The sequence below is a fragment of the Pseudomonas pudica genome (assembly GCF_015680405.1).
Classification (GTDB): domain Bacteria; phylum Pseudomonadota; class Gammaproteobacteria; order Pseudomonadales; family Pseudomonadaceae; genus Aquipseudomonas; species Aquipseudomonas pudica.
The window spans coordinates 79,913-103,570 of record NZ_JADLJS010000013.1 but is presented as its reverse complement, the minus strand read 5'-3'; the positions used below and the strand labels follow the sequence as shown (position 1 = coordinate 103,570).

At 62.8% G+C, this 23,658-nt stretch carries 27 protein-coding genes; 18 read left to right on the top strand and 9 right to left on the bottom strand.

The window, feature by feature from the left end; all coding sequences use genetic code 11:
• Nucleotides 1-284 precede the first annotated feature (284 nt).
• On the top strand, nt 285-560 hold the full coding sequence (locus IRZ77_RS12210) for a hypothetical protein (protein ID WP_196173577.1): 276 nt from the start codon (nt 285-287) through the stop codon (nt 558-560).
• Nucleotides 557-808, top strand: a complete 252-nt coding sequence (locus IRZ77_RS12205) for a DUF3077 domain-containing protein (RefSeq protein ID WP_023662451.1) — start codon at nt 557-559, stop codon at nt 806-808. Before IRZ77_RS12210 ends, IRZ77_RS12205 begins: the two co-directional genes overlap by 4 nt.
• A 171-nt stretch (nt 809-979) precedes the next feature.
• On the opposite strand, the gene IRZ77_RS12200 is transcribed toward IRZ77_RS12205, so the two are convergent.
• Entirely contained in the window at nt 980-1,435 is a 456-nt protein-coding gene (locus IRZ77_RS12200; protein ID WP_085599878.1) for an REP-associated tyrosine transposase, read from the bottom strand.
• Between the two features lie 290 nt (nt 1,436-1,725).
• Between IRZ77_RS12200 and IRZ77_RS12195 the strand changes: the two genes are divergently transcribed.
• Nucleotides 1,726-3,669: an FTR1 family protein gene (locus tag IRZ77_RS12195; RefSeq protein ID WP_085599880.1), complete on the top strand. Its 1,944-nt coding sequence runs from the start codon at nt 1,726-1,728 to the stop codon at nt 3,667-3,669.
• Between the two features lie 150 nt (nt 3,670-3,819).
• Here IRZ77_RS12195 and IRZ77_RS12190 read toward each other — a convergent pair whose 3' ends face one another.
• Both IRZ77_RS12190 and IRZ77_RS12185 read right to left on the bottom strand, forming a co-directional pair.
• Nucleotides 3,820-4,065 carry a TIGR02647 family protein gene (locus tag IRZ77_RS12190; protein WP_046616434.1) on the bottom strand — a complete coding sequence of 82 codons (246 nt, stop codon included), beginning with the start codon at nt 4,063-4,065 and terminating at the stop codon, nt 3,820-3,822.
• 70 nt (nt 4,066-4,135) lie between these two features.
• Nucleotides 4,136-4,438 (bottom strand): hypothetical protein, encoded by a 303-nt coding sequence (locus tag IRZ77_RS12185; protein ID WP_046616433.1) that lies wholly within the window; start codon nt 4,436-4,438, stop codon nt 4,136-4,138.
• 148 nt (nt 4,439-4,586) lie between these two features.
• Here IRZ77_RS12185 and IRZ77_RS12180 point away from each other — a divergent pair, with 148 nt between their 5' ends.
• Nucleotides 4,587-5,249: a glutathione S-transferase gene (locus IRZ77_RS12180; protein ID WP_046616432.1), complete on the top strand. Its 663-nt coding sequence runs from the start codon at nt 4,587-4,589 to the stop codon at nt 5,247-5,249.
• Nucleotides 5,250-5,381: 132 nt separating this feature from the next.
• Here IRZ77_RS12180 and argH read toward each other — a convergent pair whose 3' ends face one another.
• A complete protein-coding gene (gene argH / locus IRZ77_RS12175; protein WP_025337274.1) occupies nt 5,382-6,776 on the bottom strand; it encodes an argininosuccinate lyase in 1,395 nt (464 codons plus the stop codon).
• 296 nt (nt 6,777-7,072) lie between these two features.
• Between argH and IRZ77_RS12170 the strand changes: the two genes are divergently transcribed.
• The 7 genes from IRZ77_RS12170 to IRZ77_RS12145 all read left to right on the top strand — a co-directional run bounded on the left by IRZ77_RS12170 (nt 7,073) and on the right by IRZ77_RS12145 (nt 13,522).
• A complete protein-coding gene (locus IRZ77_RS12170; RefSeq protein WP_015268539.1) occupies nt 7,073-7,816 on the top strand; it encodes a LytR/AlgR family response regulator transcription factor in 744 nt (247 codons plus the stop codon).
• Between the two features lie 190 nt (nt 7,817-8,006).
• A complete protein-coding gene (gene hemC / locus IRZ77_RS12165; RefSeq protein ID WP_046616430.1) occupies nt 8,007-8,948 on the top strand; it encodes a hydroxymethylbilane synthase in 942 nt (313 codons plus the stop codon).
• Nucleotides 8,945-9,712, top strand: coding sequence for a uroporphyrinogen-III synthase (locus tag IRZ77_RS26945; RefSeq protein ID WP_328315028.1), 768 nt, complete (start codon nt 8,945-8,947; stop codon nt 9,710-9,712). The genes hemC and IRZ77_RS26945 overlap by 4 nt, the downstream gene beginning before the upstream one ends.
• A gap of 45 nt (nt 9,713-9,757) precedes the next feature.
• The gene (locus tag IRZ77_RS26940; RefSeq protein WP_046616428.1) at nt 9,758-10,858 is read left to right on the top strand and encodes a uroporphyrinogen-III C-methyltransferase; all 1,101 of its coding nucleotides are present in this window, start codon (nt 9,758-9,760) and stop codon (nt 10,856-10,858) included.
• Complete coding sequence (locus tag IRZ77_RS12155) at nt 10,855-12,093, top strand: heme biosynthesis protein HemY (protein ID WP_046616427.1); 1,239 nt, start codon at nt 10,855-10,857, stop codon at nt 12,091-12,093. The genes IRZ77_RS26940 and IRZ77_RS12155 overlap by 4 nt, the downstream gene beginning before the upstream one ends.
• A gap of 221 nt (nt 12,094-12,314) precedes the next feature.
• Nucleotides 12,315-12,821, top strand: a complete 507-nt coding sequence (locus IRZ77_RS12150) for a disulfide bond formation protein B (RefSeq protein WP_135003044.1) — start codon at nt 12,315-12,317, stop codon at nt 12,819-12,821.
• A 230-nt stretch (nt 12,822-13,051) separates the two neighbouring features.
• Nucleotides 13,052-13,522, top strand: a complete 471-nt coding sequence (locus IRZ77_RS12145) for an Rsd/AlgQ family anti-sigma factor (protein WP_046616425.1) — start codon at nt 13,052-13,054, stop codon at nt 13,520-13,522.
• 9 nt (nt 13,523-13,531) lie between these two features.
• On the opposite strand, the gene IRZ77_RS12140 is transcribed toward IRZ77_RS12145, so the two are convergent.
• The gene (locus IRZ77_RS12140; protein WP_135003043.1) at nt 13,532-14,170 is read right to left on the bottom strand and encodes an FKBP-type peptidyl-prolyl cis-trans isomerase; all 639 of its coding nucleotides are present in this window, start codon (nt 14,168-14,170) and stop codon (nt 13,532-13,534) included.
• Between the two features lie 379 nt (nt 14,171-14,549).
• Here IRZ77_RS12140 and IRZ77_RS12135 point away from each other — a divergent pair, with 379 nt between their 5' ends.
• Nucleotides 14,550-15,503, top strand: a complete 954-nt coding sequence (locus IRZ77_RS12135; RefSeq protein ID WP_196173575.1) for an AlgP family protein — start codon at nt 14,550-14,552, stop codon at nt 15,501-15,503.
• On the opposite strand, the gene IRZ77_RS12130 is transcribed toward IRZ77_RS12135, so the two are convergent.
• Nucleotides 15,479-15,961 (bottom strand): TIGR02444 family protein, encoded by a 483-nt coding sequence (locus tag IRZ77_RS12130; protein WP_046616421.1) that lies wholly within the window; start codon nt 15,959-15,961, stop codon nt 15,479-15,481. The genes IRZ77_RS12135 and IRZ77_RS12130 overlap by 25 nt on opposite strands.
• Before the next feature lie 50 nt (nt 15,962-16,011).
• Here IRZ77_RS12130 and IRZ77_RS12125 point away from each other — a divergent pair, with 50 nt between their 5' ends.
• From IRZ77_RS12125 to IRZ77_RS12115, 3 genes are all read left to right on the top strand, one after another.
• Nucleotides 16,012-17,922, top strand: a complete 1,911-nt coding sequence (locus IRZ77_RS12125) for an ATP-binding cassette domain-containing protein (RefSeq protein ID WP_046616420.1) — start codon at nt 16,012-16,014, stop codon at nt 17,920-17,922.
• Nucleotides 17,922-18,509 (top strand): mechanosensitive ion channel family protein, encoded by a 588-nt coding sequence (locus IRZ77_RS12120; RefSeq protein WP_046616419.1) that lies wholly within the window; start codon nt 17,922-17,924, stop codon nt 18,507-18,509. The genes IRZ77_RS12125 and IRZ77_RS12120 overlap by 1 nt, the downstream gene beginning before the upstream one ends.
• Nucleotides 18,510-18,626: 117 nt before the next feature.
• Complete coding sequence (locus IRZ77_RS12115; RefSeq protein WP_046616418.1) at nt 18,627-19,259, top strand: LysE family transporter; 633 nt, start codon at nt 18,627-18,629, stop codon at nt 19,257-19,259.
• Nucleotides 19,260-19,331: 72 nt separating this feature from the next.
• Here IRZ77_RS12115 and IRZ77_RS12110 read toward each other — a convergent pair whose 3' ends face one another.
• Nucleotides 19,332-20,084, bottom strand: coding sequence for a slipin family protein (locus IRZ77_RS12110; RefSeq protein WP_196173573.1), 753 nt, complete (start codon nt 20,082-20,084; stop codon nt 19,332-19,334).
• Nucleotides 20,085-20,086: 2 nt separating this feature from the next.
• A complete protein-coding gene (locus tag IRZ77_RS12105) occupies nt 20,087-21,433 on the bottom strand; it encodes an NfeD family protein (protein ID WP_196173571.1) in 1,347 nt (448 codons plus the stop codon).
• Between the two features lie 98 nt (nt 21,434-21,531).
• Between IRZ77_RS12105 and IRZ77_RS12100 the strand changes: the two genes are divergently transcribed.
• The 3 genes from IRZ77_RS12100 to IRZ77_RS12090 all read left to right on the top strand — a co-directional run bounded on the left by IRZ77_RS12100 (nt 21,532) and on the right by IRZ77_RS12090 (nt 23,001).
• Entirely contained in the window at nt 21,532-21,990 is a 459-nt protein-coding gene (locus IRZ77_RS12100; RefSeq protein WP_003260230.1) for an aminoacyl-tRNA deacylase, read from the top strand.
• Between the two features lie 60 nt (nt 21,991-22,050).
• Nucleotides 22,051-22,293 carry a DUF2789 domain-containing protein gene (locus tag IRZ77_RS12095; protein ID WP_046616415.1) on the top strand — a complete coding sequence of 81 codons (243 nt, stop codon included), beginning with the start codon at nt 22,051-22,053 and terminating at the stop codon, nt 22,291-22,293.
• A gap of 69 nt (nt 22,294-22,362) precedes the next feature.
• Entirely contained in the window at nt 22,363-23,001 is a 639-nt protein-coding gene (locus IRZ77_RS12090; RefSeq protein ID WP_046616414.1) for a hypothetical protein, read from the top strand.
• A gap of 6 nt (nt 23,002-23,007) precedes the next feature.
• Here the strand turns inward: IRZ77_RS12090 and IRZ77_RS12085 are convergent, their stop codons facing one another.
• On the bottom strand, nt 23,008-23,445 hold the full coding sequence (locus tag IRZ77_RS12085) for a CBS domain-containing protein (RefSeq protein ID WP_025337291.1): 438 nt from the start codon (nt 23,443-23,445) through the stop codon (nt 23,008-23,010).
• Nucleotides 23,446-23,658: the final 213 nt, after the last annotated feature.

The following is a 23,658-nucleotide window of genomic DNA, read 5'->3' as shown; positions in this document are numbered from 1 at the left end:
TTCAGTTCGGACGCCCTGTCGAATTATCCTACAGCACCTGTCGGAAGGTGCTGTCTTGGCTGGAAAGTGTTCCCGGAATACTGTCGCGGGGTCGCCTCGCAAGGCGATCGGGCGTGAGACACCCGGATTTCATTCGGTAGCACCGCTTTATGGCGGTCGTGTGCGGACAGGCTTCGGCCTGGCCGGGGTTACCGTATGTCCCGTGTCTCACACCGTACACGACTGCCACCCAACTTCGTGAGACAAGGAGGAGAGCAGTTCAATCCCCCATACGGAGTTCCGCCATGAACAAGCTCGTCCCCGATCCACCAGTTACCGATCTGCTTCTACTCGACCCTCCCGCGCTCTCACTAATCGATCCACTCAGCCCCAAAGGCTGCGAAGTGCTGATCAGCGCCATCACCCTGACCATCGACCACACCACCACAGTCCTGCTCGACAACCCTCCCGGCGACATGCGCAATGCCATGGGCATGAATATTCGATTGCTCTGCCGCCTGATCAATGCCGTGTGCGACCGCACCCATGCAACCCGCCACGATCAAGGAGCGACCCGATGAGCGATGATCCAAGAGACTCTGCAACCGCAGGTGTGGAAACCTTCGACTTGTTCCGCCTGCAGCCAAATGTGCCGTTCAGCCATGCTTTCTCGCAGCTATCTGTGCTGCTGGGCTGTATTCGCCACCTGACCACCGAAGCGGAAATGGAAAACGACCGCATTGCCGGTAGCGCTGCGCGGATACTAAGCGAGATGGCCAAGGCCTTGATCGATGATATGGAGCGGGGGATGAACAAGGTTCTTCAATAACCCTAAAAACCTCGGGGCCGCTGTGCGGCCCATCGCCGGCAAGCCAGCTCCCACACTTGTACGCCACTGCTATCGAGTCCTGTGACTTACCTGTGTGGCTTGCCGGCGATGAGGCGAGTACTCTGTGGGAGCTGGCTTGCCGGCGATAGGGCCCTGACAGGCAAAGCCCCATCAAAGCCAAATTGCATCCCAATGCGGATAATCCCCCACCCTCGCGACCAATCCTGCCCGCTTCGGATTCATGACAATGTACCGCGCCACCGCCTGCACATTCTCCTCCCGGCGCAATGCTCGGTCATGAAATCCCTTCTGCCAGAGCTGGCCGCTTCGCCCTTGATACCTGTTGATCATCATGGTGCTGCGAGATTTCACCCTGCGCATCAAGCGCTTCAGGCTGCCCGGTCCAAGCTCGACCAGCCAATGAAAGTGATCAGGCATCACCACCCAGGCCAGCGATCTTACGGCACCTTCCTCTTCAGCCTGGCGCAACTCGGCAACCAGCAAGCGGGCCGAGTGAAAGTCATTGAATATTGGGGCCCGGTCAAGGGTTGTGCTGGTAAGCAGATACAATCGACTGGTTTCCGAAAAACGGCCAAGCCGTAACTGAACTGAGTGGGGGCGATCCATGTTCCCTGTCTCCTGATGGTTTGCTCCTCAGGCTAGTGGCTATGGATCTGCGAATAACCAATCAATTGGTACCCGGTGTTTCCAGTGACATCGGCGCAGCCTTCATCGCCGGCAAGCCAGCTCCCACCACGAGCGCATCTCCCTCAAGCCATGTGCAATACCTGTGGGCAGGCAACACAAGACAGAATCTCCCACAGGTTCAGCGCATTCCCCCTCTTCATCTGATTTGTAGCAAGATTTTTCATGAAATCCGCCCGGCACCCTTGAGCGAAGCTAAGTGGAAGTGAACAATGTTCTCTTTCGCATTCCCTTCGAGACTGGCCATGAAAACCCGTTCCCGTCTGCTTGCCTGGCTGCCGGTTATATTGCTCGGCCCGGTGCTGGCGCTGTGCAGCACCTTGGCGCAGGCCGAGGCCTCCGCCGAGGCCACCAAGGCCCTGCACCTGCTGGACTACATTGGCGCCGACTACCCGCCGACCGTACAAGACGGCAAGGTCATCGACGATGGCGAATACCGCGAGCAGCAAGAGTTCAGCGCGGTATTGGCCGAGCTGGTCAAAAGCTTGCCTGCAAACGCCGAGCAAGCTGCTCTGGAGCAAGGCATCCAGGCGTTGCGCCACGCCATCGACCAGCGTCAGGACGGCCCGGCTGTCGCCAAACAGGCCCGCCAATTGGGCGCTCGTCTGGCGGTGGCCTATGAGGTCAGCCAGGCTCCGGTGATTACCCCGGACCCGGCCCGCGGCGCTTCGTTGTACGCGCAAAACTGTTCGATCTGCCACGGCGACACCGGCGCTGGCGATGGCCCGGCCGGCGTGGGCCTTGAGCCTGCACCCGCCAACCTGCGCGATGTCTCCCGCCTCGACCAGTTGAGCCTGTTCGACCTCTACAACACCCTGGCCCTGGGCATCGATGGCACCGAGATGCCGTCCTTTGCCGACCAGTTGGACGACCGCCAGCGCTGGGACGTAGCCGCTTACATCGCCAGCTTCACCGCCAAGCCAGAAGCCGGCAAAGGCGACAAGACCTGGAACATTGGCGACTTGGCTCGCCAGACCCCGGCCGAAGTCGCCGCCAACGAAGGCCCTGCGGTCGTAGAAGCGTTTCGCGCCCAGCGCGCTCAACCGCCACAGGTCAAACGTGGCCCGGCGCAATTGCTCGAGTACACCGCGAGCACCTTGGACAAGAGCCTGGCGGCCTACCGCGCAGGTGATCACGACCAGGCTTATGACCTGTCAGTAGCGGCCTACCTGGAAGGCTTCGAACTGGTGGAAAGCTCGCTGGACAATATCGACACCCAGGCGCGCAAGGACACCGAAAAATCGCTGATGGCCTATCGTCAGTCGCTGCAGGACGGCATGCCCGTGGCCCAGGCCGAGCAACGCCTGAGCGAAGCCAAGGCCAAGCTCGAGCAGGCTTCCAAACTGCTCGGCAGCGATGGCCTGAGCTGGTCGCTGAGCTTTGTATCCGGCTTGCTGATCCTGCTGCGCGAAGGCCTGGAGGCGATTCTGGTGCTGGCGGCGATCCTGGCCTTCCTGCGCAATACCGGCCAGCAGTCGGCGGTGCGCAGCGTCAACATCGGATGGGGGTTGGCACTGGTGGCCGGTTTTGCAACCTGGGCCCTGGCAGCCTATGTGATCGACGTTGGTGGCGCTCAGCGCGAACTGCTGGAAGGTTGCACGGCGCTTTTCGCTGCGGTGATGGTGCTGTGGCTTGGCGTGTGGATGCACGACCGCCGCCATGCGGCCGCGTGGCAGGACTACATCAAGAGCAGCCTGGTCAGTGGTGGCGGACGTTTCGGTTTTGCCGTGCTGGCGTTCTTCTCGGTTTACCGCGAACTGTTCGAAGTGATCCTGTTCTACGAAACCCTGTGGCTGCAGGCCGGCCCAGCCGGGCACCAGGCGGTGCTGGCGGGCGGTGCCACGGCGCTTGTGCTGCTGGTGGGGTTGGCCTGGGTAATTCTGCGTGGTTCGGCCAAGCTGCCGCTGTCGCTGTTCTTCAGCATCAACGCAGCGCTGCTATGTGCCTTGTCGGTGGTGTTTGCCGGGCATGGCGTGAAGGCACTGCAAGAGGCCGGGGTACTTGGCACACGGCCGGTGGCGTTCTTCGAGTTCGACTGGCTGGGGATTCATGCTGACGCCTACTCGCTTTCGGCGCAGGCGCTGGCCTTGCTGGCCATCGTGTTCCTGTACGGGCGCTCGCGCCTGGTGGAAAAGCGCAGGGCAGCGGCTAACTGATCGCCTGACAGGCTAGCGCGGCCCCCTGTGGCAGCGGGTTTACCCGCGAAGCAAGCGGCGCGGTGTATGGCACCGGCTTCGCCGGTATTCGCGGCTAAAGCCGCTCCCACAGGGACCGCGCGAGTTTCAAAGTTTGAGCAAGACCGCCATTCAAGCCGGCTGTGGCGCCTTCAGGATGTTTTGCAGCAACTGGACACTTTCGACAGCGTCATGACCCAGGCTGGTCAGGTAGCCGCCATCAGGTTGATCGGTCAGCCCCTTTTCATACAGGCGCTGCGCGGCGGCTACCAGTGCGGGGGAAGCGTTCTTGTGAATCTTGATGCCTTCCTGGCTGCTGTCGTGCTTGAACAGCGAAAGTACTTCCAGTTCAGCGATCAGATCGGGGGTAAAAGGCATGGCGACTCCTGACTTCCAGACAAGGATGACGGCACCGTTCTACGGTGCCTGATCTTCGAGTGTAGCCGGGTTATTCGTCCTCGCCTTGATCCATCTCAGGCGGCAGCTCCGGCAGCGCGCGCAGGGCATTCTCGTACCATTCGCCATTGAACGCGCGGTCCTCCACAAGCATGTTATCGATCTCGAAGGCCAGCACGTGGGCCATCAGGTTGAGAATGTCTTCACGCTCATAGCCAACCAGGGTCAGCTTGTTGAAGGTGGCCTTGGCCGCTGGCGGCTCGCCGCTTTCTATCTGGTTTTCGATGGCCTGGGTCAGCGTTGCCTCGGCGAAGGCTTCGTCGTCGTCATTGTCGATGTCGGTGGGCTCGCTCATGGCGGTACTCCTGTGATGTGGAGGCACAGTGTGCCACGCCCGTGGCGGCAATGCCCGGGCATTGACGGGGCGCATGACGCTGGTCAGGGGCGGGCGTACGGTCTATAAATGCCGGGCCAACCCCTTACGGCCTGGAGGCTGTTACCTCATGCTCAAGCTTCATGGATTCTCGGTCAGCAACTACTACAACATGGTCAAGCTGGCCCTGCTGGAAAAAGGCCTGCCCTTCGAGGAAGTCACCTTCTATGGCGGCCAGGCGCCACAGGCGCTGGAAGTGAGCCCGCGAGGCAAGGTCCCGGTGCTGCAGACCGAACACGGCTTCCTCAGCGAAACAAGCGTGATCCTCGACTATATCGAGCAGACTCAAGGCGGCAAGGCGCTGCTGCCGGCCGACCCGTTCGGGCAAGCCAAGGTGCGCGAGCTGCTCAAGGAAATCGAGCTGTACATCGAGCTGCCGGCGCGTACCTGCTATGCCGAGTCTTTCTTTGGTATGCAGGTCGAGCCACTGATAAAGGAGAAAGCCCGTGCCGACCTGCTGGCCGGTTTTGCCACGCTCAAGCGCAACGGCCGCTTCACGCCCTATGTGGCGGGTGAGCAACTGACCCTGGCAGACCTGATGTTCTGCTTCTCGGTCGATCTGGCCTGCGCGGTGGGCAAGAAGGTGCTGAACATCGACTTCCTGGCAGACTTCCCGCAGGCCAAGGCGTTGCTGCAGCTGATGGGCGACAACCCGCACATGGCGCGGATCGTGGCGGACAAGGAGGCGGCGATGCCGGCCTTCATGGAGATGATTCGCAGCGGTAAACGCTAAAAGCAAGGGCTGCTTCGCAGCCCATCGCCGGCAAGCCAGCTCCCACAGTTACAGTGCTTACCTTGAGGGTCACGCTATACCTGTGGGAGCTGGCTTGCCGGCGATCGAGGGCAAAGCCCTCGCCTTGAGGCCTTAACGCGAAGCCAGCAGCGCCTTGCCGCGGGCGACGGCCGCACGCACCTGCGCCGGCGCGGTACCACCAATGTGGTTACGGGCATTCACCGAGCCTTCCAGGGTCAGCACGGCAAACACGTCCTGCTCGATCTGGTCGCTGAACTGGCGCAGTTCGTCCAGGCTCATTTCGGCCAGGTCCTTGCCGGTGTCCACGCCATATTTCACCGCATGACCCACGATCTCGTGGCAGTCACGGAACGGCAGGCCACGGCGTACCAGGTAGTCGGCCAGGTCGGTGGCGGTGGAGAAACCGCGCAGGGCCGCTTCACGCATGATGGCGTGCTTGGGCTTGATTGCCGGGATCATGTCGGCAAAGGCACGCAGCGAGTCGCGCAGGGTGTCGGCGGCGTCGAACAGCGGTTCCTTGTCTTCCTGGTTGTCCTTGTTGTAGGCCAGCGGCTGGCCTTTCATCAGGGTCAGCAGGCCGGTCAGGGCACCAAACACGCGGCCGCTCTTGCCACGTACCAGTTCCGGCACGTCCGGGTTCTTTTTCTGCGGCATGATCGAGCTGCCAGTGCAGAAGCGGTCTGGCAGGTCGATGAACTGGAACTGCGCGCTGGTCCACAGCACCAGCTCTTCGGAGAAGCGCGACAGGTGCATCATCGCCACGCTGGCGGCGGCGCAGAATTCAATGGCGAAGTCGCGGTCCGACACGCCGTCCAGCGAGTTGCCGGCCACGGCTTCGAAGCCCAGCAGCTTGCAGGTGAGTTCGCGGTCGATCGGGTAGGTGGTGCCTGCCAGCGCGGCGCTGCCCAGGGGCATGCGGTTGGCACGCTTGCGGCAGTCGACCAGGCGCTCATAGTCGCGGCTGAGCATCTCGAACCAGGCCAGCAGGTGATGGCCGAAGGTGACCGGCTGGGCCGTCTGCAGGTGGGTGAAACCGGGCATGATGGTTTCGGCTTCACGCTCGGCCTGCTCCAGCAGGCCCTGTTGCAGGCGGGTGATTTCGGCCAGGATCAGGTCGATTTCATCGCGCAGCCAAAGGCGAATGTCGGTGGCCACCTGGTCGTTGCGGCTACGGCCGGTGTGCAGCTTCTTGCCGGTGATGCCGATACGGTCGGTCAGGCGTGCCTCGATGTTCATGTGCACATCTTCGAGGTCGACGCGCCAGTCGAAGGTGCCGGCCTCGATCTCGCCCTGGATGGTTTTCAGGCCATCGATGATGGTGTCGCGCTCGGCATCGCTGAGCACGCCGACCTGCGCCAGCATGGTGGCATGGGCGATCGAACCCATGATGTCGTGGCGGTACAGGCGCTTGTCGAAATCGACCGAGGCGGTGAAACGGGCGACGAAGGCGTCGACGGGCTCACTGAAGCGGCCGCCCCAGGACTGATTGGTCTTGTCGGTGCTCATGGATTCACTCATTGCAGGCGTGAACGAAAAAGTGCCGCCGATGATAGCAGGGTTGGACTGGCCGCCGCAGGGCGCTGGTCGATAGAAATGCTCGGAAAACGACAGAGAAGGATTTGCAGGAATGAACGGCAGTGTTCCACGGACCGTCTACAGTTGGACAGAGGACTGGCAGTGAATCTGCCGGCCGAGTGAATCTTTGGCCATCGCACCGGTCTAGAGCGTGACCTCAGTGTCGCTCGAACCATACCTGTCTACGCTATACCTGTGCGAGACTCATTCAGGAATCCAGCGCAATTATGAATGTCCTGATCGTTGATGACGAACCCCAAGGCCGTGAGCGCCTCAGCCGGCTGCTCGGCGAACTGGAGGGCTACACCGTGCTGGAGCCTAGCGCCACCAACGGCGAAGAGGCCTTGGCGCTGATCGAAAGCCTCAAGCCCGATGTGGTCCTGCTGGACATCGGCATGCCTGGCCTGGACGGCCTGCAGGTTGCTGCTCGCCTGTGCGAGCGCGAGGCGCCGCCGGCGGTGGTGTTTTGCACCGGGGACGATGAATACGGTGCCGAGGCTTTCAAGGACAGTACCCTCAGCCATGTGACCAAACCTTTCCAGGCCCAAGCCTTGCGCGATGCCTTGCGCAAGGCTGAAAAGCCCAACCGGGCCCAGTTGGCGGCGCTCACCAGGCCAGCCAATGAAGGTGGCGGCCCGCGTAGCCACATCAGTGCCCGCACGCGCAAAGGCATCGAGCTGATCCCTTTGCCACAGGTGATCTATTTCATTGCCGACCACAAGTACGTGACCTTGCGCCATGAGGCCGGGGAGGTCCTGCTCGACGAGCCGCTCAAGGCCTTGGAAGACGAGTTTGGCGAACGCTTCGTGCGTATCCACCGCAATGCGCTGGTCGCCCGTGAGCGTATCGAACGCCTGCAGCGCACGCCGCTGGGGCATTTCCAGCTATACCTGAAAGGCCTGGACGGAGACGCCCTGACCGTCAGCCGGCGCCACGTGGCCGGTGTGCGCAAGATGATGCAGACCCTCTGAGCCTGGACCGGCCCAATCGCTGACAAGCTCCACAGGTATAGCGTCAGCGTTGAGCCTTGCACGGCTTCTGTGGGAGCTGGCTTGCCGGCGATTGGACGGTACAGGTGAGCACAGGATCCTGATCCACATCTGCTAGCGATACCGGCGATGCTGTTATCATCGGCAGCATTTCTCTGGATCGGGGCGTTCCATGTCCACTCGCGAAATCCGCATTGCCACCCGTAAAAGTGCCTTGGCCTTGTGGCAGGCCGAATACGTCAAAGCCCGCCTCGAGCAGGCCCACCCCGGTCTGCTGGTGACCCTTGTGCCCATGGTCAGCCGTGGCGACAAGCTCCTCGACGCGCCGCTGGCGAAGATCGGTGGCAAGGGTCTGTTCGTCAAGGAACTGGAAACCGCCCTGCTGGACAATGAAGCCGACATCGCCGTGCATTCGATGAAGGACGTGCCCATGGACTTTCCTGAAGGCCTGGGCCTGTACTGCATCTGTGAGCGCGAAGACCCGCGCGATGCCTTCGTTTCCAATACCTTCGACAACCTCGAAGCGCTGCCTGCCGGCAGCATCGTCGGTACCTCCAGCCTGCGCCGCCAGGCTCAGCTGCTGGCGCGTCGCCCGGACCTGGAAATCCGCTTCCTGCGTGGCAACGTCAACACCCGCCTGGCCAAGCTGGATGCCGGTGAGTACGACGCTATCATCCTTGCCGCTGCCGGCTTGATTCGCCTGGGTTTCGAGGACCGCATCACTTCCGCCATCAGCGTCGATGACAGCCTGCCGGCAGGCGGCCAGGGTGCGGTGGGTATCGAATGTCGCAGTGCCGACCACGAAATCCATGCACTGCTGGCGCCGCTGCACCATGCCGATACTGCCGACCGGGTGGTGGCCGAGCGTGCCCTGAACAAGCGCCTGAATGGTGGCTGCCAGGTACCGATTGCCTGCTATGCGGTGCTTGAAGGTGACCAGCTGTGGCTGCGTGGCCTGGTAGGCCAACCCAGCGGCGGTACCCTGTTGGTGGCCGATGCCCGCGCACCACGTACTGCCGCCGAAACCCTGGGCGTGCAGGTGGCCGAGGACCTGCTGGGGCAGGGCGCCGAGGCCATCCTCAAGGAAGTCTACGGCGAGGCCGGCCACCCGTGAGTTCGTGGCGCCTGTTGCTGACCCGGCCTGCCGAGGACTGTGCGGCACTGGCGCAAAGCCTGGCAGCGGAGGGGATAGCCAGCAGCTGCCTGCCGCTGCTGGCTATCGAGCCCGTCGTTGTGAATAACCAGCAACGCCTGTTGCTGGAAGGCCTGCAGGGCTTCCAGGCGATCATCGTGGTCAGCAAGCCGGCAGCCCGGTTGTTGCTTGAGCAACTGGCCGATGCCGGCCTGCAGCCCCCGGTGCAAGGCTGGTTCACCGTGGGTGAAGCGACCGCCGCCGTGCTGCAGGGTGCGGGCCTGGCGGTGAGCTTCCCCCCACGTGGCGATGACAGCGAAGCGTTGCTGGCGCTGCCGGCCCTGCGCCAGGCAGTTGCCGTGCCGGCACCACGGATCTTGATCGTTCGTGGTGTGGGAGGTCGCGAACTGCTGGCAGAGCGTCTTGCAGAGCAAGGTGCTAGTGTCGATTATCTGGAACTGTATCGTCGCTGCCTGCCGGCTTACCCGGTGGGCACCCTGATGCGCCGCATCGAAGCGGAACGCCTCAATGGCCTGGTGGTCAGCAGTGGGCAGGGTTTTGAACACTTGCAGCAGATGGCCGGCGCCGATTGGCCGCAGCTCGCGCGTCTGCCGCTGTTCGTGCCCAGCCCTCGGGTTGCCGATCAGGCAAGGGCCGCCGGAGCCCAACAGGTTGTGGATTGCCGTGGCGCCAGTGCCATGGCCTTGCTGGCAGCCGTGCAGCGCAGCGCTGCACCTGCCTCTTAAGGCGCTAAGCTGAACGCGATGCGCCCCCATGCAAAGGATGGATACGTGAGCGAGACTGTCTTGTCCAATAACGATCAGCCGTCGGCACAGGCGCCGGCGGAACCCGTCACCGCTCCACCTGCCAAGCGCTCCGGCAGTGGTCTGGCAACGCTGGCCCTGCTGTTGGGCGCGGCCGGGGTAGCGGTAGGTGGCTGGGGTGTCTGGCAGGTACGTCAACTGCAAGGCAGCGAATTCAACCAGGGCCAGCACATCGAGGCGCTCAACCAGCGCGCCGAGGCGCTGCAGCAGCGTGAACAGCAGATCAGCGCGCAACTGGCCAGCCTGCCGGCGGCCAGCGAGCTGGAGGACCGCCGCCGCCTGGTGGCACAACTGCAAGGCGATCAGCAACGCCTCAGCCAGCGGTTGGAAACCATACTGGGCGAAAGCCGCAAGGAATGGCGCCTGGCCGAGGCCGAGCACCTGCTGCGCCTCGCCACCCTGCGCCTGTCGGCGCTGCAGGACATCACCAGTGCCAAGGCCTTGGTAGAGGGTGCCGACGAGATCCTGCGCGAGCAGAGTGATCCGGGTGCTTTCGCCGCCCGTGAGCAACTGGCGCGCAGCCTGGCCACGCTCAACAGCACCCAGCAACCGGACCGTACCGGCCTGTTCCTGAAACTGGCGGCTCAGCGCGAGCTGGTGCAGCAACTCAGCGCCCAGTCGCCGGAGTTCGACACCAATGCCGATGCCCTGGGCGCGCTAACCGCCGATGGTGATGGCGCCAGTCGCCTGTCCCAGTGGTGGGCCGAGATCTCCAAGTACTTCCAGATCGACTTCAACGCCGATGACAACGTGCGCCCGCTGCTGGCCGGGCAGCAACTGAACCAGCTGCGCCTGGCCCTGAGCCTGACCATCGAGCAGGCCCAGTGGGCAGCGCTCAATGGCGATAGCAAGGTCTACACCCAGGCGCTGGACGACGCTCGCAGCGTGCTGCTGGCCAACTTCAACGCCGACAACCCGCAAAGCAAGGCCATGCTTGACAGCCTCAATGCCCTGGCCGAGCAGCCGGTGTCGGTGGTAACCCCTGACCTCAGTGAAAGCCTGGCCGCAGTGCAGGCCTATATACAGCGCCGCCACCTGCCGGCCGAGGCTGAAGGGGGCAAGCCATGAAGCGTGTCTACCTGCTGGCCGTGCTGGCGATCGTGGTCGCCGCGGCGCTGGGTATTGCGGTCGCCAAGCACAGCGGCTACGTGCTGATCTCGTATGGCAGCTTCCGCTACCAGTCGGGGCTGTGGGCGGCACTGGCCGGCTTGCTGGCTGTGGTGTTGCTGCTGTGGCTGGTGCGCTATCTGGTCGGCCTGGTGCTGACCTCCAGCGGCGTGGTCAACCCGTGGTCCCGGCGTAATCGCAGCCGGCGCGTTCGTCTGGCCATCGAGCAGGGCCAACTGGACCTCGCCGAGGGCCGTTGGGCCAGTGCCCAGCGGCATCTGCATCGTGCCGCCGAGGCCGAGCGCCAGCCGTTGCTGTATTACCTCGGTGCCGCGCGTGCTGCCAACGAGCAAGGCCGAACCGAGGACAGCGACAACCTGCTTGAACGTGCCCTGGAGCGCCAGCCGCAAGCGGAACTGGCTATCGCCCTTACTCATGCACAGTTGCAGATGGACCGTGGCGAAAGCGACGGCGCCCTGGAAACCCTGCTGGCCATGCAGGAGCGCCACCCGCACAACGGTCAGGTGCTGCGCTTGCTGCAGCGCCTGTACCTGGAGCGCGGCGACTGGTCGGCACTGATTCGCCTGCTGCCCGACCTGCGCAAGGGCAAGGTGCTGCCTGCCGCCGAGCTGGCTGCCCTGGAGCAACGTGCCTGGGGCCAGAACCTGAGCCTGGCCACCACCCGTGGCGAGGACGCGCAAGGTGCCCGTCAGGCCCTGGAGCGCGCCTGGCAGCAGCTGACCGCAGCCCAGCGCCAGGAGCCACAGCTGGTGCTGGCCTATGCCGAGCAATTGCGCCAGGTGGGCGCCCAGAGCGAAGCCGAACAAGTGCTACGCACTGCCCTGAAGCGTGAATACGAAAGCCACTTGGCCCGCCTGTATGGCCTGGTGCGCGGCGATGACCCTGCGCGCCAGCTGCAAACTGCCGAAGGTTGGCTCAAGGCCCACCCGCAAGACGCCAGCCTGCTGCTTACCCTAGGCCGTCTGAGCCTGCAGAACCGCCTGTGGGGCAAAGCGCGCGACTACCTGGAAAGCAGCCTGCGCATGGAGCGCAACCCCGAGGCCTGTGCCGAGCTGGCGCGCCTGCTCGCCGGCCTTGGCGAAACAGAGCGCAGCAACCAGCTGTTCCAGGAGGGCCTCGGCCTGTTGGACGAGCGCCTGCTAGCCCTGCCTTTGCCCGAAGGCGTACGCGCCTGACCTACCCTGGGGCCCGCGCAAAGGTGCGGGCCCCGGGGGCGGGTAACTTTTCTTTCGATGTAAGTTAGATCTGCAGTCCATTTCTTCAGATATTTCCTACTTCATGATTGGAAATTTCCTTCGCGATTCAGCGACTTGTCGTTGCTGTCGCGCCTTGAAACAAAGCGCGTCTTTCCTCTACCGTTTCAAGCCACCTCATTATCCCGGGACCTTCACCGCCCATGTTGCCGGCCCGTTTACGCACCTTTTTCCTACCTGCCTGCCTTGCTGCATTGGCGGTACTGGCCGCGTCCTTTCACCTGGAAAACGTTCTGGGCCTGGTGCCCTGCCCGTTGTGTTTCAGCCAGCGGCTGCTGCTGGGCGTATACGCGCTGCTGTGCCTGGCGGCGGTGCTGCACGCACCGGGTACGGCGGGCATTCGCTGTTACGCGCGGGCAACGCTGGGGTGTTCCCTGGCTGGGGCGTTGCTGGCAGCGCGACATGTCTGGTTACAAGGGGATGACGGGGCCATCTCTGTCTGCCCTGTGCCGCTCGGGCGGCTGTTCGAGCAATCCTGGGGCGAGGCGGCTCGGCAATTGTTGTTCGGTGGGCCGGATTGCAACTCGCTGACCTGGAGCTTTCTCGACCTGACCCTGCCCGAGTGGAGCCTGCTGGCCTTCCTGCTGCTGGCGGTACTGCCCTTGAGTTGCCTGCTGGCGTATCGTTTCCGCACACTGGCGAGAACATGACCTGGCGCAAGGTTGCACCATTGGCACGACCAATGGCCGTGTAACAGGGTATTAAACACTTGTATGAACTTTGTCCGCTGCGTACCTTGAAGGGCAGCACGCGCGGGAATAATCTCCCAGCACGCATACCGAAAACACAACTGCTCGATGCCGCCTGCTGATGTCACCTTTGTGCTGCACGGTCGTGGTGCGAGGTGCAGCGGCATCTACCCAGAAGGGAAGAGATCGCCATGCTCGATAGTTGTCAGAACGCTCAGGAACGCTGGGGTGGGGTTCACAAACTGATCGACCGCTGGCTGGAGGAGCGCCAGGAACTGGTGCAGGCTTTCCGCGCACTGCGCGATGCCAGGCCGGCCTTCGCCGACAAGGACACGAACGGGGAGTTTTGCGCGCTCCTTGTGGACTACGTTTCGGCGTGGCATTTCGAAGTCTGCGAGCAGTTGGTCAGTGAGGCCAAGGCCTTCGGCGACCAGAAGGCGCTGAAGCTGGCGGAAGAGATCAACCCACGGATCAACGACAGTACGCAGATCGCACTGGCCTTCAATGACCATTGCGCCAAGGGTGAGTGCAAGGACACCGAACGCTTTGCCGAAAAGCTGGGCAAGCTGGGTGGCCTGCTGCACGAGCGCTTCGAACTGGAAGACTGCCTGATCGAAGTGTTGCACAACGCGCACAAGGAAGAAGGCGCGGTCCAGGCCTGAGGGTTGGCGTCAGTCGCCAACCGCCAGCAGTTCGATCTCGAACACCAAGGGTGTATAGGGTTCTATAAGGTCGCCCGCGCCCTCGGCGCCATAAGCTTGCGCTGAGGGAATCACCAGGCGCCATTTGGCGCCGGTGCGCATCTTTGGCAAGGCCACCTGCCACCCTTCGATTACCGAGTCCAGGCTGAACCACTGGGGCGTCTGGTTCTGGTCGAACACCGAACCGTCTGGCAGCCTGCCCACGTAGCGCACCTGCACCTTGCCACCGGCTTTGGGCTGCGCGCCCATACCTGCTTGCAGTTCGCTGTAGAGCACGCCCTCCGGTAGTTCATGTACGCCATGGCGACCACGCTCGTTGGCCATGAAGCGTGTTTCGGCAGCTTGAAGTTTCTGGATGGCGGCATCGCCTTCCTGCGCTTCCTGTTGCTGGAGCAAGGCCTGCATGCGTGCCTTTTCGAGTTTCAGCGGTTGCCCCTGGTAGGACTGGCGCAGGCCTTCTACCAGCGCATCCAGCTGCAGGCCCGGCATATCCTGGCGCAGCCGCTCACCCAGGCTGGCGCCGATGCTGTAGGCGAGGTCATGTTCTTCGCTGTCGGCCAGGGCGATGGGTGCCAGCAGGCATAAACCTAAAACAAGATATCGAGGCATGGTCAGTTCCTGCGCCAATGAGCGGGGAAGTATGCCAGTGTTCAGTTTTGTATTGTGTGCTCGCTGTCCTTGTAGGAGCGGCCTTTTGTCGCGACAGGGCTGCGAAGCAGCCCCGGCAATATCTGCGGTGGTGCTGAAACCCAGGGGCTGCTCCGCAGCCCATCGCGACACAAGGCCGCTCCTACAGACGGATGTGCAATACAGATAATTGCCAAATATCAGCAATGATTTATTCAGCAACTACACTTGCTCGGAGCTGCAAGATAACAACTTTGCCCAGGCATGCAACGCGGCGTAAACAATACTGTCAACATGCCCTAGCGGCGGTAGCAGCAGAAGCATAGTATGAGCCGCAATCTCGTCAGCCAGGAGGTAAACCATGTCGGCTAAAAAGAAGCCAGTAAGCACGCCGTTACACCTGCTCCAGCAACTTTCGGGCAGCTTGCTCGAACACTTGGAAGATGCCTGCTCGCAAGCGCTGGCTGATGCGGAAAAACTGCTGGCCAAGTTGGAAAAGCAGCGTGGCAAGGCCCAGGAAAAACTGCACAACGGTCGCCTGAAACTGCAAGACGCGGCCAAGGCAGGTAAAGCCAAGGCGCAGACCAAGGCGCAAAAAGCCATTGGCGAACTTGAAGAACTGCTCGATTCCCTCAAGGAACGTCAAACCCAGACTCGTTCTTATATTCAGCAACTCAAGCGCGATGCGCAGGACAGCCTCAAGCTGGCCCAAGGTGTAGGCAAGGTTCGCGAAGCTGCAGCCAAGGCGCTTGACCAGCGTGCTGCCAAGACCTCCAAACCGGCAGCCGCCAAACCCGTCACCAAGGCTGCTGCAGCGAAACCTGCAGCCAAGCCAGCCGCCAGGGCCACTGCCGCTGCCAAACCTGCAGCCAAGCCAGCCGCCAGGGCCACTGCCGCTGCCAAACCTGCAGCCAAGCCAGCCGCCAAGGCCAGTGCTGCTGCCAAACCTGCAGCCAAGCCAGCCGCCAAGGCCAGTGCTGCTGCCAAACCTGCGGCCAAGCCAGCCACCAAGGCCACTGCTGCTGCCAAACCTGCAGCCAAGCCAGCCGCCAAGGCCACTGCCGCTGCCAAGCCTGCAGCCAAGCCCGCTGCCGCCAAGCCGGCCGCGAAACCCGCTGCTGCCAAGGCCCCAGCACGTACGGCTGCCAAACCAGCAACTGCCAAGCCTGTTGCCAGCAAGCCAGCCGAAGCCAAACCAGCTACGCCAGCCGCCAGCACTCCAGCCGCTGCGACCAACTCGGCCACGCCGGCAGCTTCGGTAGCGCCATCGGCACCTGCCAGCAACCCGGTTCAGGCACCGTCTTCGGCGTCCTGAAGCGCTGCCGCCGCGACGCGCAACTCAACCAGCGCGTCGTGGTGGCGGGCCTGGTCCGGCGCCAGCCGGGCCAGCCAGCCATCCGTGGGCTCATGGGCGCCAACCGGCCACTGTCGCGAACGCTCCTGCAGGCGCTCCAGCAAGGCCTTCTCGGCCTGTAATTCCAATACCTTCACCTGCTCACGCAACACCGCCAGCTGCGCATCACTTTGCGCTGCTGCTTGCCACTGTTGGCGCAAGCAGCGCAATGGCTTGATCACGTCGCGCTGCCAGGGCTCGGTAATCTCGCGCAATACTGTCACGCGTTGCTCTCGCACGGCCACGCCACGCACCTGCAGCCAGGTTGCGCACAGCAGCAGACAGACATCGCCACCCAGCGCCTGCAGTTCTAGGCAGGCGGCTTCTACGCCGGGCCTGGCGTACAGGGCCAGGGCGTGATTCCACAGGTCGGTGTGCATGGTTCCACTCGCGCTATGGGCCGAGGAAGCTGGTAGACTCCGCGACCATCATGATCAGACTATCCAACCTCACTTTACAGCGTGGTCCGCAGCGCTTGCTAGAAGGCGCCGAGATGACCCTGCACACCGGTCACAAGGCCGGCCTGATCGGCGCCAACGGCGCCGGGAAATCCAGCCTGTTCGCCTTGCTGCGCGGTGAGCTGTCGCCCGATGCCGGCGACTGCCAGCTGCCCGGTGACTGGCGCATCGCCCACATGCGCCAGGAGGTCGATACCCTCGACCGCCTGGCCGTGGACTATGTGCTCGACGGTGATGTGCGCCTGCGCAAGGTCCAGTCCGAGCTGGCCGCGGCCGAGCAAGCCCATGATGGTACCGCCCTGGCACGCCTGCACATTGAGCTGGATAGCGCCGACGGTTATACCGCCGACGCCCGCGCCCGCAAGTTGCTGGCCGGCCTTGGTTTCACCAACGAACAGATGGACCGCCGCGTCGGCGACTTCTCCGGTGGCTGGCGGATGCGCCTGAACCTGGCCCAGGCCCTGATGTGCCCGTCCGACCTGCTGCTGCTCGACGAGCCCACCAACCACCTGGACCTGGACGCTATCCTGTGGCTGGAGGACTGGCTCAAGGGCTACCCCGGCACGTTGTTGCTGATCTCCCACGACCGCGACTTCCTCGATGCCGTGGTCGACCATGTGCTCCATGTCGAGCAGCGCAAGCTGAACCTGTACAAAGGCGGCTACACCGCCTTCGAGCGCACCCGGGCCGAGCGCCTGGCGCAACAGCAGCAGGCCTACGAGAAACAGCAGGCCCAGCGTGCGCACATGGAAAAGTACATTGCCCGCTTCAAGGCCCAGGCCACCAAGGCCCGCCAGGCACAGAGCCGGATCAAGGCCCTGGAGCGCATGGAAGAGCTGTCGGCGGCGCATGTCGATTCGCCGTTCGACTTCGTTTTCCGCGAGTCGCAGAAAATCTCCAGCCCGCTGCTCAGCCTGTCCGAAGGCCGCCTGGGCTACGGTGACAAGGCGATCCTCGACAAGGTCAAGCTGCAGCTCACCCCCGGTGCGCGCATTGGCCTGCTCGGCCCCAACGGCGCTGGCAAGTCGACCCTGATCAAGAACCTCGCTGGCGAGCTCGAGCCATTGTCGGGCCGCCTGGTACGGGGTGAGAACCTGGCCGTGGGCTACTTCGCCCAGCACCAGCTGGATTCGCTGGACGACAAGGCCAGCCCGCTGTTGCACCTGCAGCGCATTGCCCCCACCGAGCGTGAGCAGACCCTGCGCGACTTCCTGGGCGGTTTCGACTTCCATGGCGACCGCGTCGACGAGCCGGTGGTGAACTTCTCCGGTGGTGAGAAGGCTCGCCTGGCGCTGGCCTTGATCGCCTGGGAGCGCCCGAACCTGCTGCTGCTCGACGAACCGACCAACCACCTCGACCTGGAAATGCGCCTGGCGCTGACCATGGCCCTGCAGGAGTTTGCCGGTGCCGTGGTGGTGGTATCGCACGACCGTCACCTGCTCAAGAGCACTACCGACGACTTCCTGTTGGTGGCTGACGGCAAGGTCGACATCTTCGATGGTGACCTGGACGACTACAGCCGCTGGCTGGTCGAGTACCGCCAGCGCAGCGCGCCGGCCAGTACAGCCCCGGTCAACCCGGACAAGACCGACAAGAAAGCCCAGCGCCAGGCTGCCGCGGCCTTGCGCCAGCAACTGGCCCCGCACAAGAAGGCCGCCGACAAGCTTGAAGCCGAGCTTAACCAGGTGCACGCGCAACTGGCCGAGATCGAGACCGCATTGGGTGATGGTGGCCTCTACGACGCGTCGCGAAAGGACGAGTTGCGTGACCTGCTGGCGCGCCAGACCAAGCTGAAGCAGCGCGAAGGTGAACTGGAAGAGGCCTGGATGGAAGCGCTGGAAACCCTCGAAAGCATGCAGGCCGAGCTTGAGGCGCTGTCCTGATGGAGGAACTGCGTTCGCTGCTGCCAGGGCAATGGATGGACACTTTCTGGTTGGGCTTGCAGATCCTGTTGATCCTGGTAGCGGCCTTCGTCCTGCAGCGCATCGTTGCACGCGGTCTGAGTCGCCTGAGCCAGCGTTACCCGTTGCCGCCGGAGCTGCTGGTACCGGTGCGTGGCGGCCTGCGCTGGCTGATCATGGGCAGCGCGTTGCTGTTCGTGCTGGAGCGCCTGGGTGTGTCGGCGACTGTGCTGTGGACAGCACTGTCCGGCTTCGTCGCGGTGGCGGCGGTGGCCTTCTTCGCCATGTGGAGCGTGCTGTCCAACCTGCTGTGCGCCGTGCTGATCTTCACCGTAGGGCCGTTTCGTATCGGTGACGTGGTCGAACTGGTCGACACCCTGGACAAGCCGGGCGTCAAGGGCCGGGTGATTGCCATCAACCTGCTGTTCACGACCCTGATGGAAATGCCCGAGGCGGGCGGGGCGCTGGTGCAGGTGCCCAATAGCCAGTTCTTCCAGAAGTCGGTACGGCGCTGGCGCGGGGCTGAGGTGCAGTCCATGCACAAAGAGTCGCCTGTCGAGGTTGACTGAATTTGCAACGGCCTCTTCGCGGGTACAGGCAGAACAAAACCTGCAAAATTTACTGGTTATTTTTTCACCAACACCTTAGCTTAACGTTTTGCAACATATGTTCGAGCGAGGTGTGTGATGTCGATGGAAGTGTGGTTGGGCTTCTTTGCCGCCTGTTGGGTGATCAGCCTTTCACCCGGTGCCGGGGCGATTGCCTCGATGTCCAGCGGCCTGCAATACGGCTTCTGGCGTGGTTACTGGAACGCCCTGGGCCTGCAACTGGGCCTGATCGTGCAGATCGCCATCATTGCCGCCGGCGTCGGCGCCATCCTGGCCGCCTCGGCCACGGCCTTCCAGATCATCAAATGGTTCGGCGTCGCCTATCTTGTCTACCTGGCCTACAAGCAATGGCGAGCCTTGCCGATGGACATGAGTGATGAATCCGCCGTGCGCCCGATCGGTAAACCGCTGAGCCTGGTGTTCCGTGGCTTCCTGGTCAACGTCAGCAACCCCAAGGCACTGGTGTTCATGCTGGCGGTGCTGCCGCAGTTCATCAACCCGCATGAACCGCTGCTGCCGCAGTATGTGGCGATCACCGTGACCATGGTCACCGTGGATATGCTGGTGATGGCGGGGTATACCGGGTTGGCTGCGCGGGTGTTGCGCTTGCTGCGTACGCCCAAGCAGCAGAAGCGTTTGAACCGGACGTTCGCCGGGTTGTTCATTGGTGCCGCCACCTTCCTGGCGACCCTGCGCCGCGCGCCTGTCTGATAGGCCCGAGGTCTGCTTTGCAGCCCATCGCGATACAAGGCCGCTCCTGCAGGGATTGCGTAGCGGCCTGCCCTATTTCTGCTTGTCCACCAACCCCTTGAGCAAATCCACCGGCAGCGGAAAGACGATAGTCGAGCTCTTGTCCCCGGCAATCGTCCCCAACGTCTGCATGTAACGCAACTGCATCGCTCCCGGCTCCTTGCTCAGCATCTGCGCTGCCTGCATAAGCTTCTCCGACGCCTGTAACTCACCCTCGGCATGGATCACCTTGGCTCGCCGTTCACGCTCAGCCTCGGCCTGGCGGGCGATGGCACGCACCATCGATTCGTTGAGGTCGACGTGCTTGATCTCGACGTTGGCCACCTTGATACCCCAGGCATCGGTCTGTGCATCCAGCACCTGGCGAATGTCCGAGTTCAGCTGCTCGCGTTCGGCCAACAGTTCATCCAGTTCGTGCTTGCCGAGCACCGCGCGCAGTGTGGTCTGGGCCAGCTGGCTGGTCGCCACGAGGAAATCCTCGACCTGGATGATCGCCTTCTGCGGGTCGAGCACGCGAAAGTACAGCACGGCGTTGACCTTGACCGAGACGTTGTCGCGGGTGATCACATCCTGCGGTGGTACATCCAGCACCACGGTGCGCAGGTCGACCCGCACCATTTGCTGGATCACCGGGATCAACAGGATCAGCCCCGGTCCCTTCACCTGCCAGAAGCGCCCCAGTTGGAACACCACGCCGCGCTCGTATTCACGCAGGATGCGGAACGCCGACAGCAACAGCATCATCAGCACGATCAGCACCGCGCCGAAGCCCAATTGGATGAACATGGTCATTCTCCTTGCGCCGCGGGCGCGGCGGCGCTCACTTCCAGCATGACGCCATGGCGCGCAGTCACCCGCACGTTCTGGCCCGCTTGCAGTGGCGTTGCACACTGCGCCTGCCATTGCTCGCCCTGGGCCAGTACAAAGCCACAGAACGGATTGCCCGCCATTACTTGGGTGACGGTGACCAGGCTCCCGACCAGGCCGGCGTCACCGCTGACCAGCGCCCGTCGCCGGGCCTTGAGGGCCATGCTCAGCACACCACCGATCAGCAGCGCCGATAGCACCGCCAGTGTGCCGATCAGGGCCAGCGGGATGCCGAAACCAGGCGCATCAGTGTCGATCAGGATCAGCGCACCGACCACAAAGGCGACGATGCCGCCAAAGCCGACCACGCCGAAACTGGGCAGGAAGGCTTCGGCGATCATGAAGGCGATACCGAGCAATATCAGCGCCACCCCGGCGAAGCTCACCGGCAGTAGTTGCAGGGCATACAGCGCCAGCAGCAGGCAGATGCCGCCGACCACGCCGCCCACCGTAGAGCCGGGGTTCATGAATTCGAACAGCAGGCCGTACACGCCGATCATGATCAGGATCAGCGCCACGCTGGGGTTGGTGATGACCGCCAGTACCCGTGTGCGCCAGTCCGGTAGATGTTCGACCAGGCTGGCGCCGGCCGTCTGCAGTTGCAAGGGCTGGCCAGCGACAGTGAGATTCTTGCCATCGAGTTTGCGTAGCAGGTCGGGCAGGTCATCGGCCACAAGGTCGATAACGTCGAGCCGCAATGCCTCGCTGGCGGAGAGGCTGACCGCCTCGCGCACGGCCTTCTCCGCCCAGTCGGCATTTCGTCCACGCAGCTGCGCGAGGCCACGAATGTAGGCCGCCGCATCGTTGACCTGCTTGCGCGCGAGGGTTTGGTCACCACTGCCTTTGGCCTTGTCGTCCTTGGGGGTGCCTGGTGGGGCGCCGATCTGCACGGGCGTGGCGGCACCTAGGTTGGTACCGGGCGCCATGGCCGCGACATGGCTGGCATAGAGAATATAAGTACCGGCGCTGGCGGCGCGGGCCCCACTGGGGGCGACGAAAGTTGCGACTGGCACGGGGCTGGCGAGAATCGCCTTGATCATCTGGCGCATGGCGCTGTCGAGGCCGCCTGGAGTGTCCATGCGGACTACCACCAGCTGCGCGCCCTGCGCTTTGGCCTGGTCGAGGCTGCGCACCAGGTAGTCAGCGCTCGCCGGGCCGATGGCGTCATCGATGTCCAGCACCCAGACTGAGCCGGGCGCTCCCTGACCACCTGGCGTGATACCAAGCAGCAACAGCAGCAACAGCCAGCGCCAGCAGCGGGTGATCACCTGTCGTCACCTCGTTTGCCTCTATTGCACAAGTTTAGCCCTGCCTGCTGGTACCCGGCCTAAAATTGGAAATTGGGGGGCGAAACCGGAGGTGCATCATGCGTATGGCAAAGACCCTGCAGGATCGCCTGGACAAGGCCAACTGCGATTACGACATCATTCCCCATCCCCATTCAGCCACCAGCCTGGAGTCGGCCCGTACGGCCGGCGTACCCGCCGAGCGGGTCGCCAAGTCGGTGATGCTCGATGACCGTCATGGCAACTACATCATGGCCGTGCTACCGGCCAACCGGCATCTGGACATGACCAAGGTGCGCATGTCCGGGGCCTGGCAACTGACCCGTGAAAGCGGCCTGCCGAGCCTGTTCGGTGACTGCGAGCGCGGTGCCGTGCCGGCGCTCGGCGATGCCTACCAGATAAAGATGCTGCTTGATTCGAGTCTTACCCGCCAAGGCGATGTCTATCTGGAGGCAGGTGATCATGATCATCTGATTCACATGAGCATGGAGCAATATCTGAAGCTGGTGCCGCGCGCCGAAGTGCGTGAGCTCAGCTGATGCTCTCAACCCATGCCGGGCCGGCATCGTCGACGACCGGTCTGGCGACGAGGAGGAACCATGGAAAAGCCGATTCATCCTTTGTCCGAGATCTTCAAACAGCTGGGGCTGTCTGACGATCCGGTCGAAATCGACCGTTTCATCAGCACCCATTCGCCGCTCGACGATGATGTAAAGCTGGTTGATGCACCTTTCTGGAGCGATTCCCAGCGCGCTTTCCTGAAAGAGAAGTACATCGCTGATGACGACTGGATTCCAATGATCGACCAACTGAACGAGGCGCTGCACCTGCGTAAAAAATAAAGCGCCGAGTGGTGCCTGACGAGTGATTGGCCGTTGCTATGCTCAGGAAAACAACAAGGGGATAGCGCGATGAAAGATCCCTACGCACCAGGTTTCTGGTGCTCCGTGACGATCCTGGGCACCTTGACGGCCAGTTATTTCTACGGCATCAGGCAAACGCAACAGATGAACCAGGCAGTGCACTTCCTGTACGCCGCTGCCGCTGTCACTGTGGCGGTTGCACTGGTCGCGCTGGCCTGGATCGCCTGGCAGCAACTGCACCTGAACAAGCGCGAGGTGGTGCAGGGGCGAACATTGCTGACCATCTGGAATACCAAGGTCGCGCTGCGCCGCGTCGAGACGGTGTTCGACCGCTACTTCTGGGGCAGCTACTGGCATTCGGGGCGCACCTTCGAAGAGGTCATGGGCGAGCTCAAGGGCACCCCGCTGGAGCAGAGCCTGGATGCCCTGAAACGCCAGTGCCGCTTGCTCGACCGCGAAGTTCACGACCACCATCACCACTGGCTGGCCAATGCCCGTGACCTGTCCAGCGTGGCCCAGGCCATGGCCCGTGAACGCTACCAATTGGATTTAGGCGAGCCAACCCGCAGCGGCCATGGCAACACCGCCGTACTCAACCGGGACCTGGAAGTGCTGGTGTACACCTGGTCGGCGCGCCTGCGCAGCTTCGACCATCAGCTGGACGAACTGGAGCGCGCCTACCATTGAGGCGCTTCATTCACCGCGGATGTATTGCTCCAGTTTCAGAATCAGGTTTGCTTGTTCAGCGATGGTTTCCTTTACCAGGTCACCGATCGACAGCAGGCCCAGCAGCTCGCCATTGCTGACCACCGGCAGGTGGCGCAGGTGGCGGTTGGTCATCAGGTTCATGCAGTACTCGAGGTTCTGCTTCGGTTCCACGGTGACCACCGGAGCACTCATGATCTCGCGCACGGGGGTAGCGGCAGACGAGCGGCCCTTGAGCACCAGCTTGCGCGCATAGTCCCGTTCACTGACGATACCCACCACCTGGTTGGCCTCGACCACCGGTAGCGCACCGACGTTTTTCTCCGCCAGCAGCTTCAGGGCGTCGAGTACCGAGTCATCCGGGCCGATGGTGTATACGGTCTGGTGCTGGGACTTGGTCTTGAGGATTTGTTCGACGGTCTTCATACGGGCCTCTGCTGGGGAAAAAGCGATGTCTCGGAGTAAATAAAGCATCCGGTACGGCGCTCTGCACGGCAATGCAGGAAACGGCATCGAGTCGATTGAAAAACGTCATTGGTGATCGCCTGTACCGGCCTCTTCGCGGGCATGCCCGCTCCCACAGGTATCGCACCTACTTCGATCGTTGCGTAATTCCTGCGGGAGCGGGCGTGCCCGCGA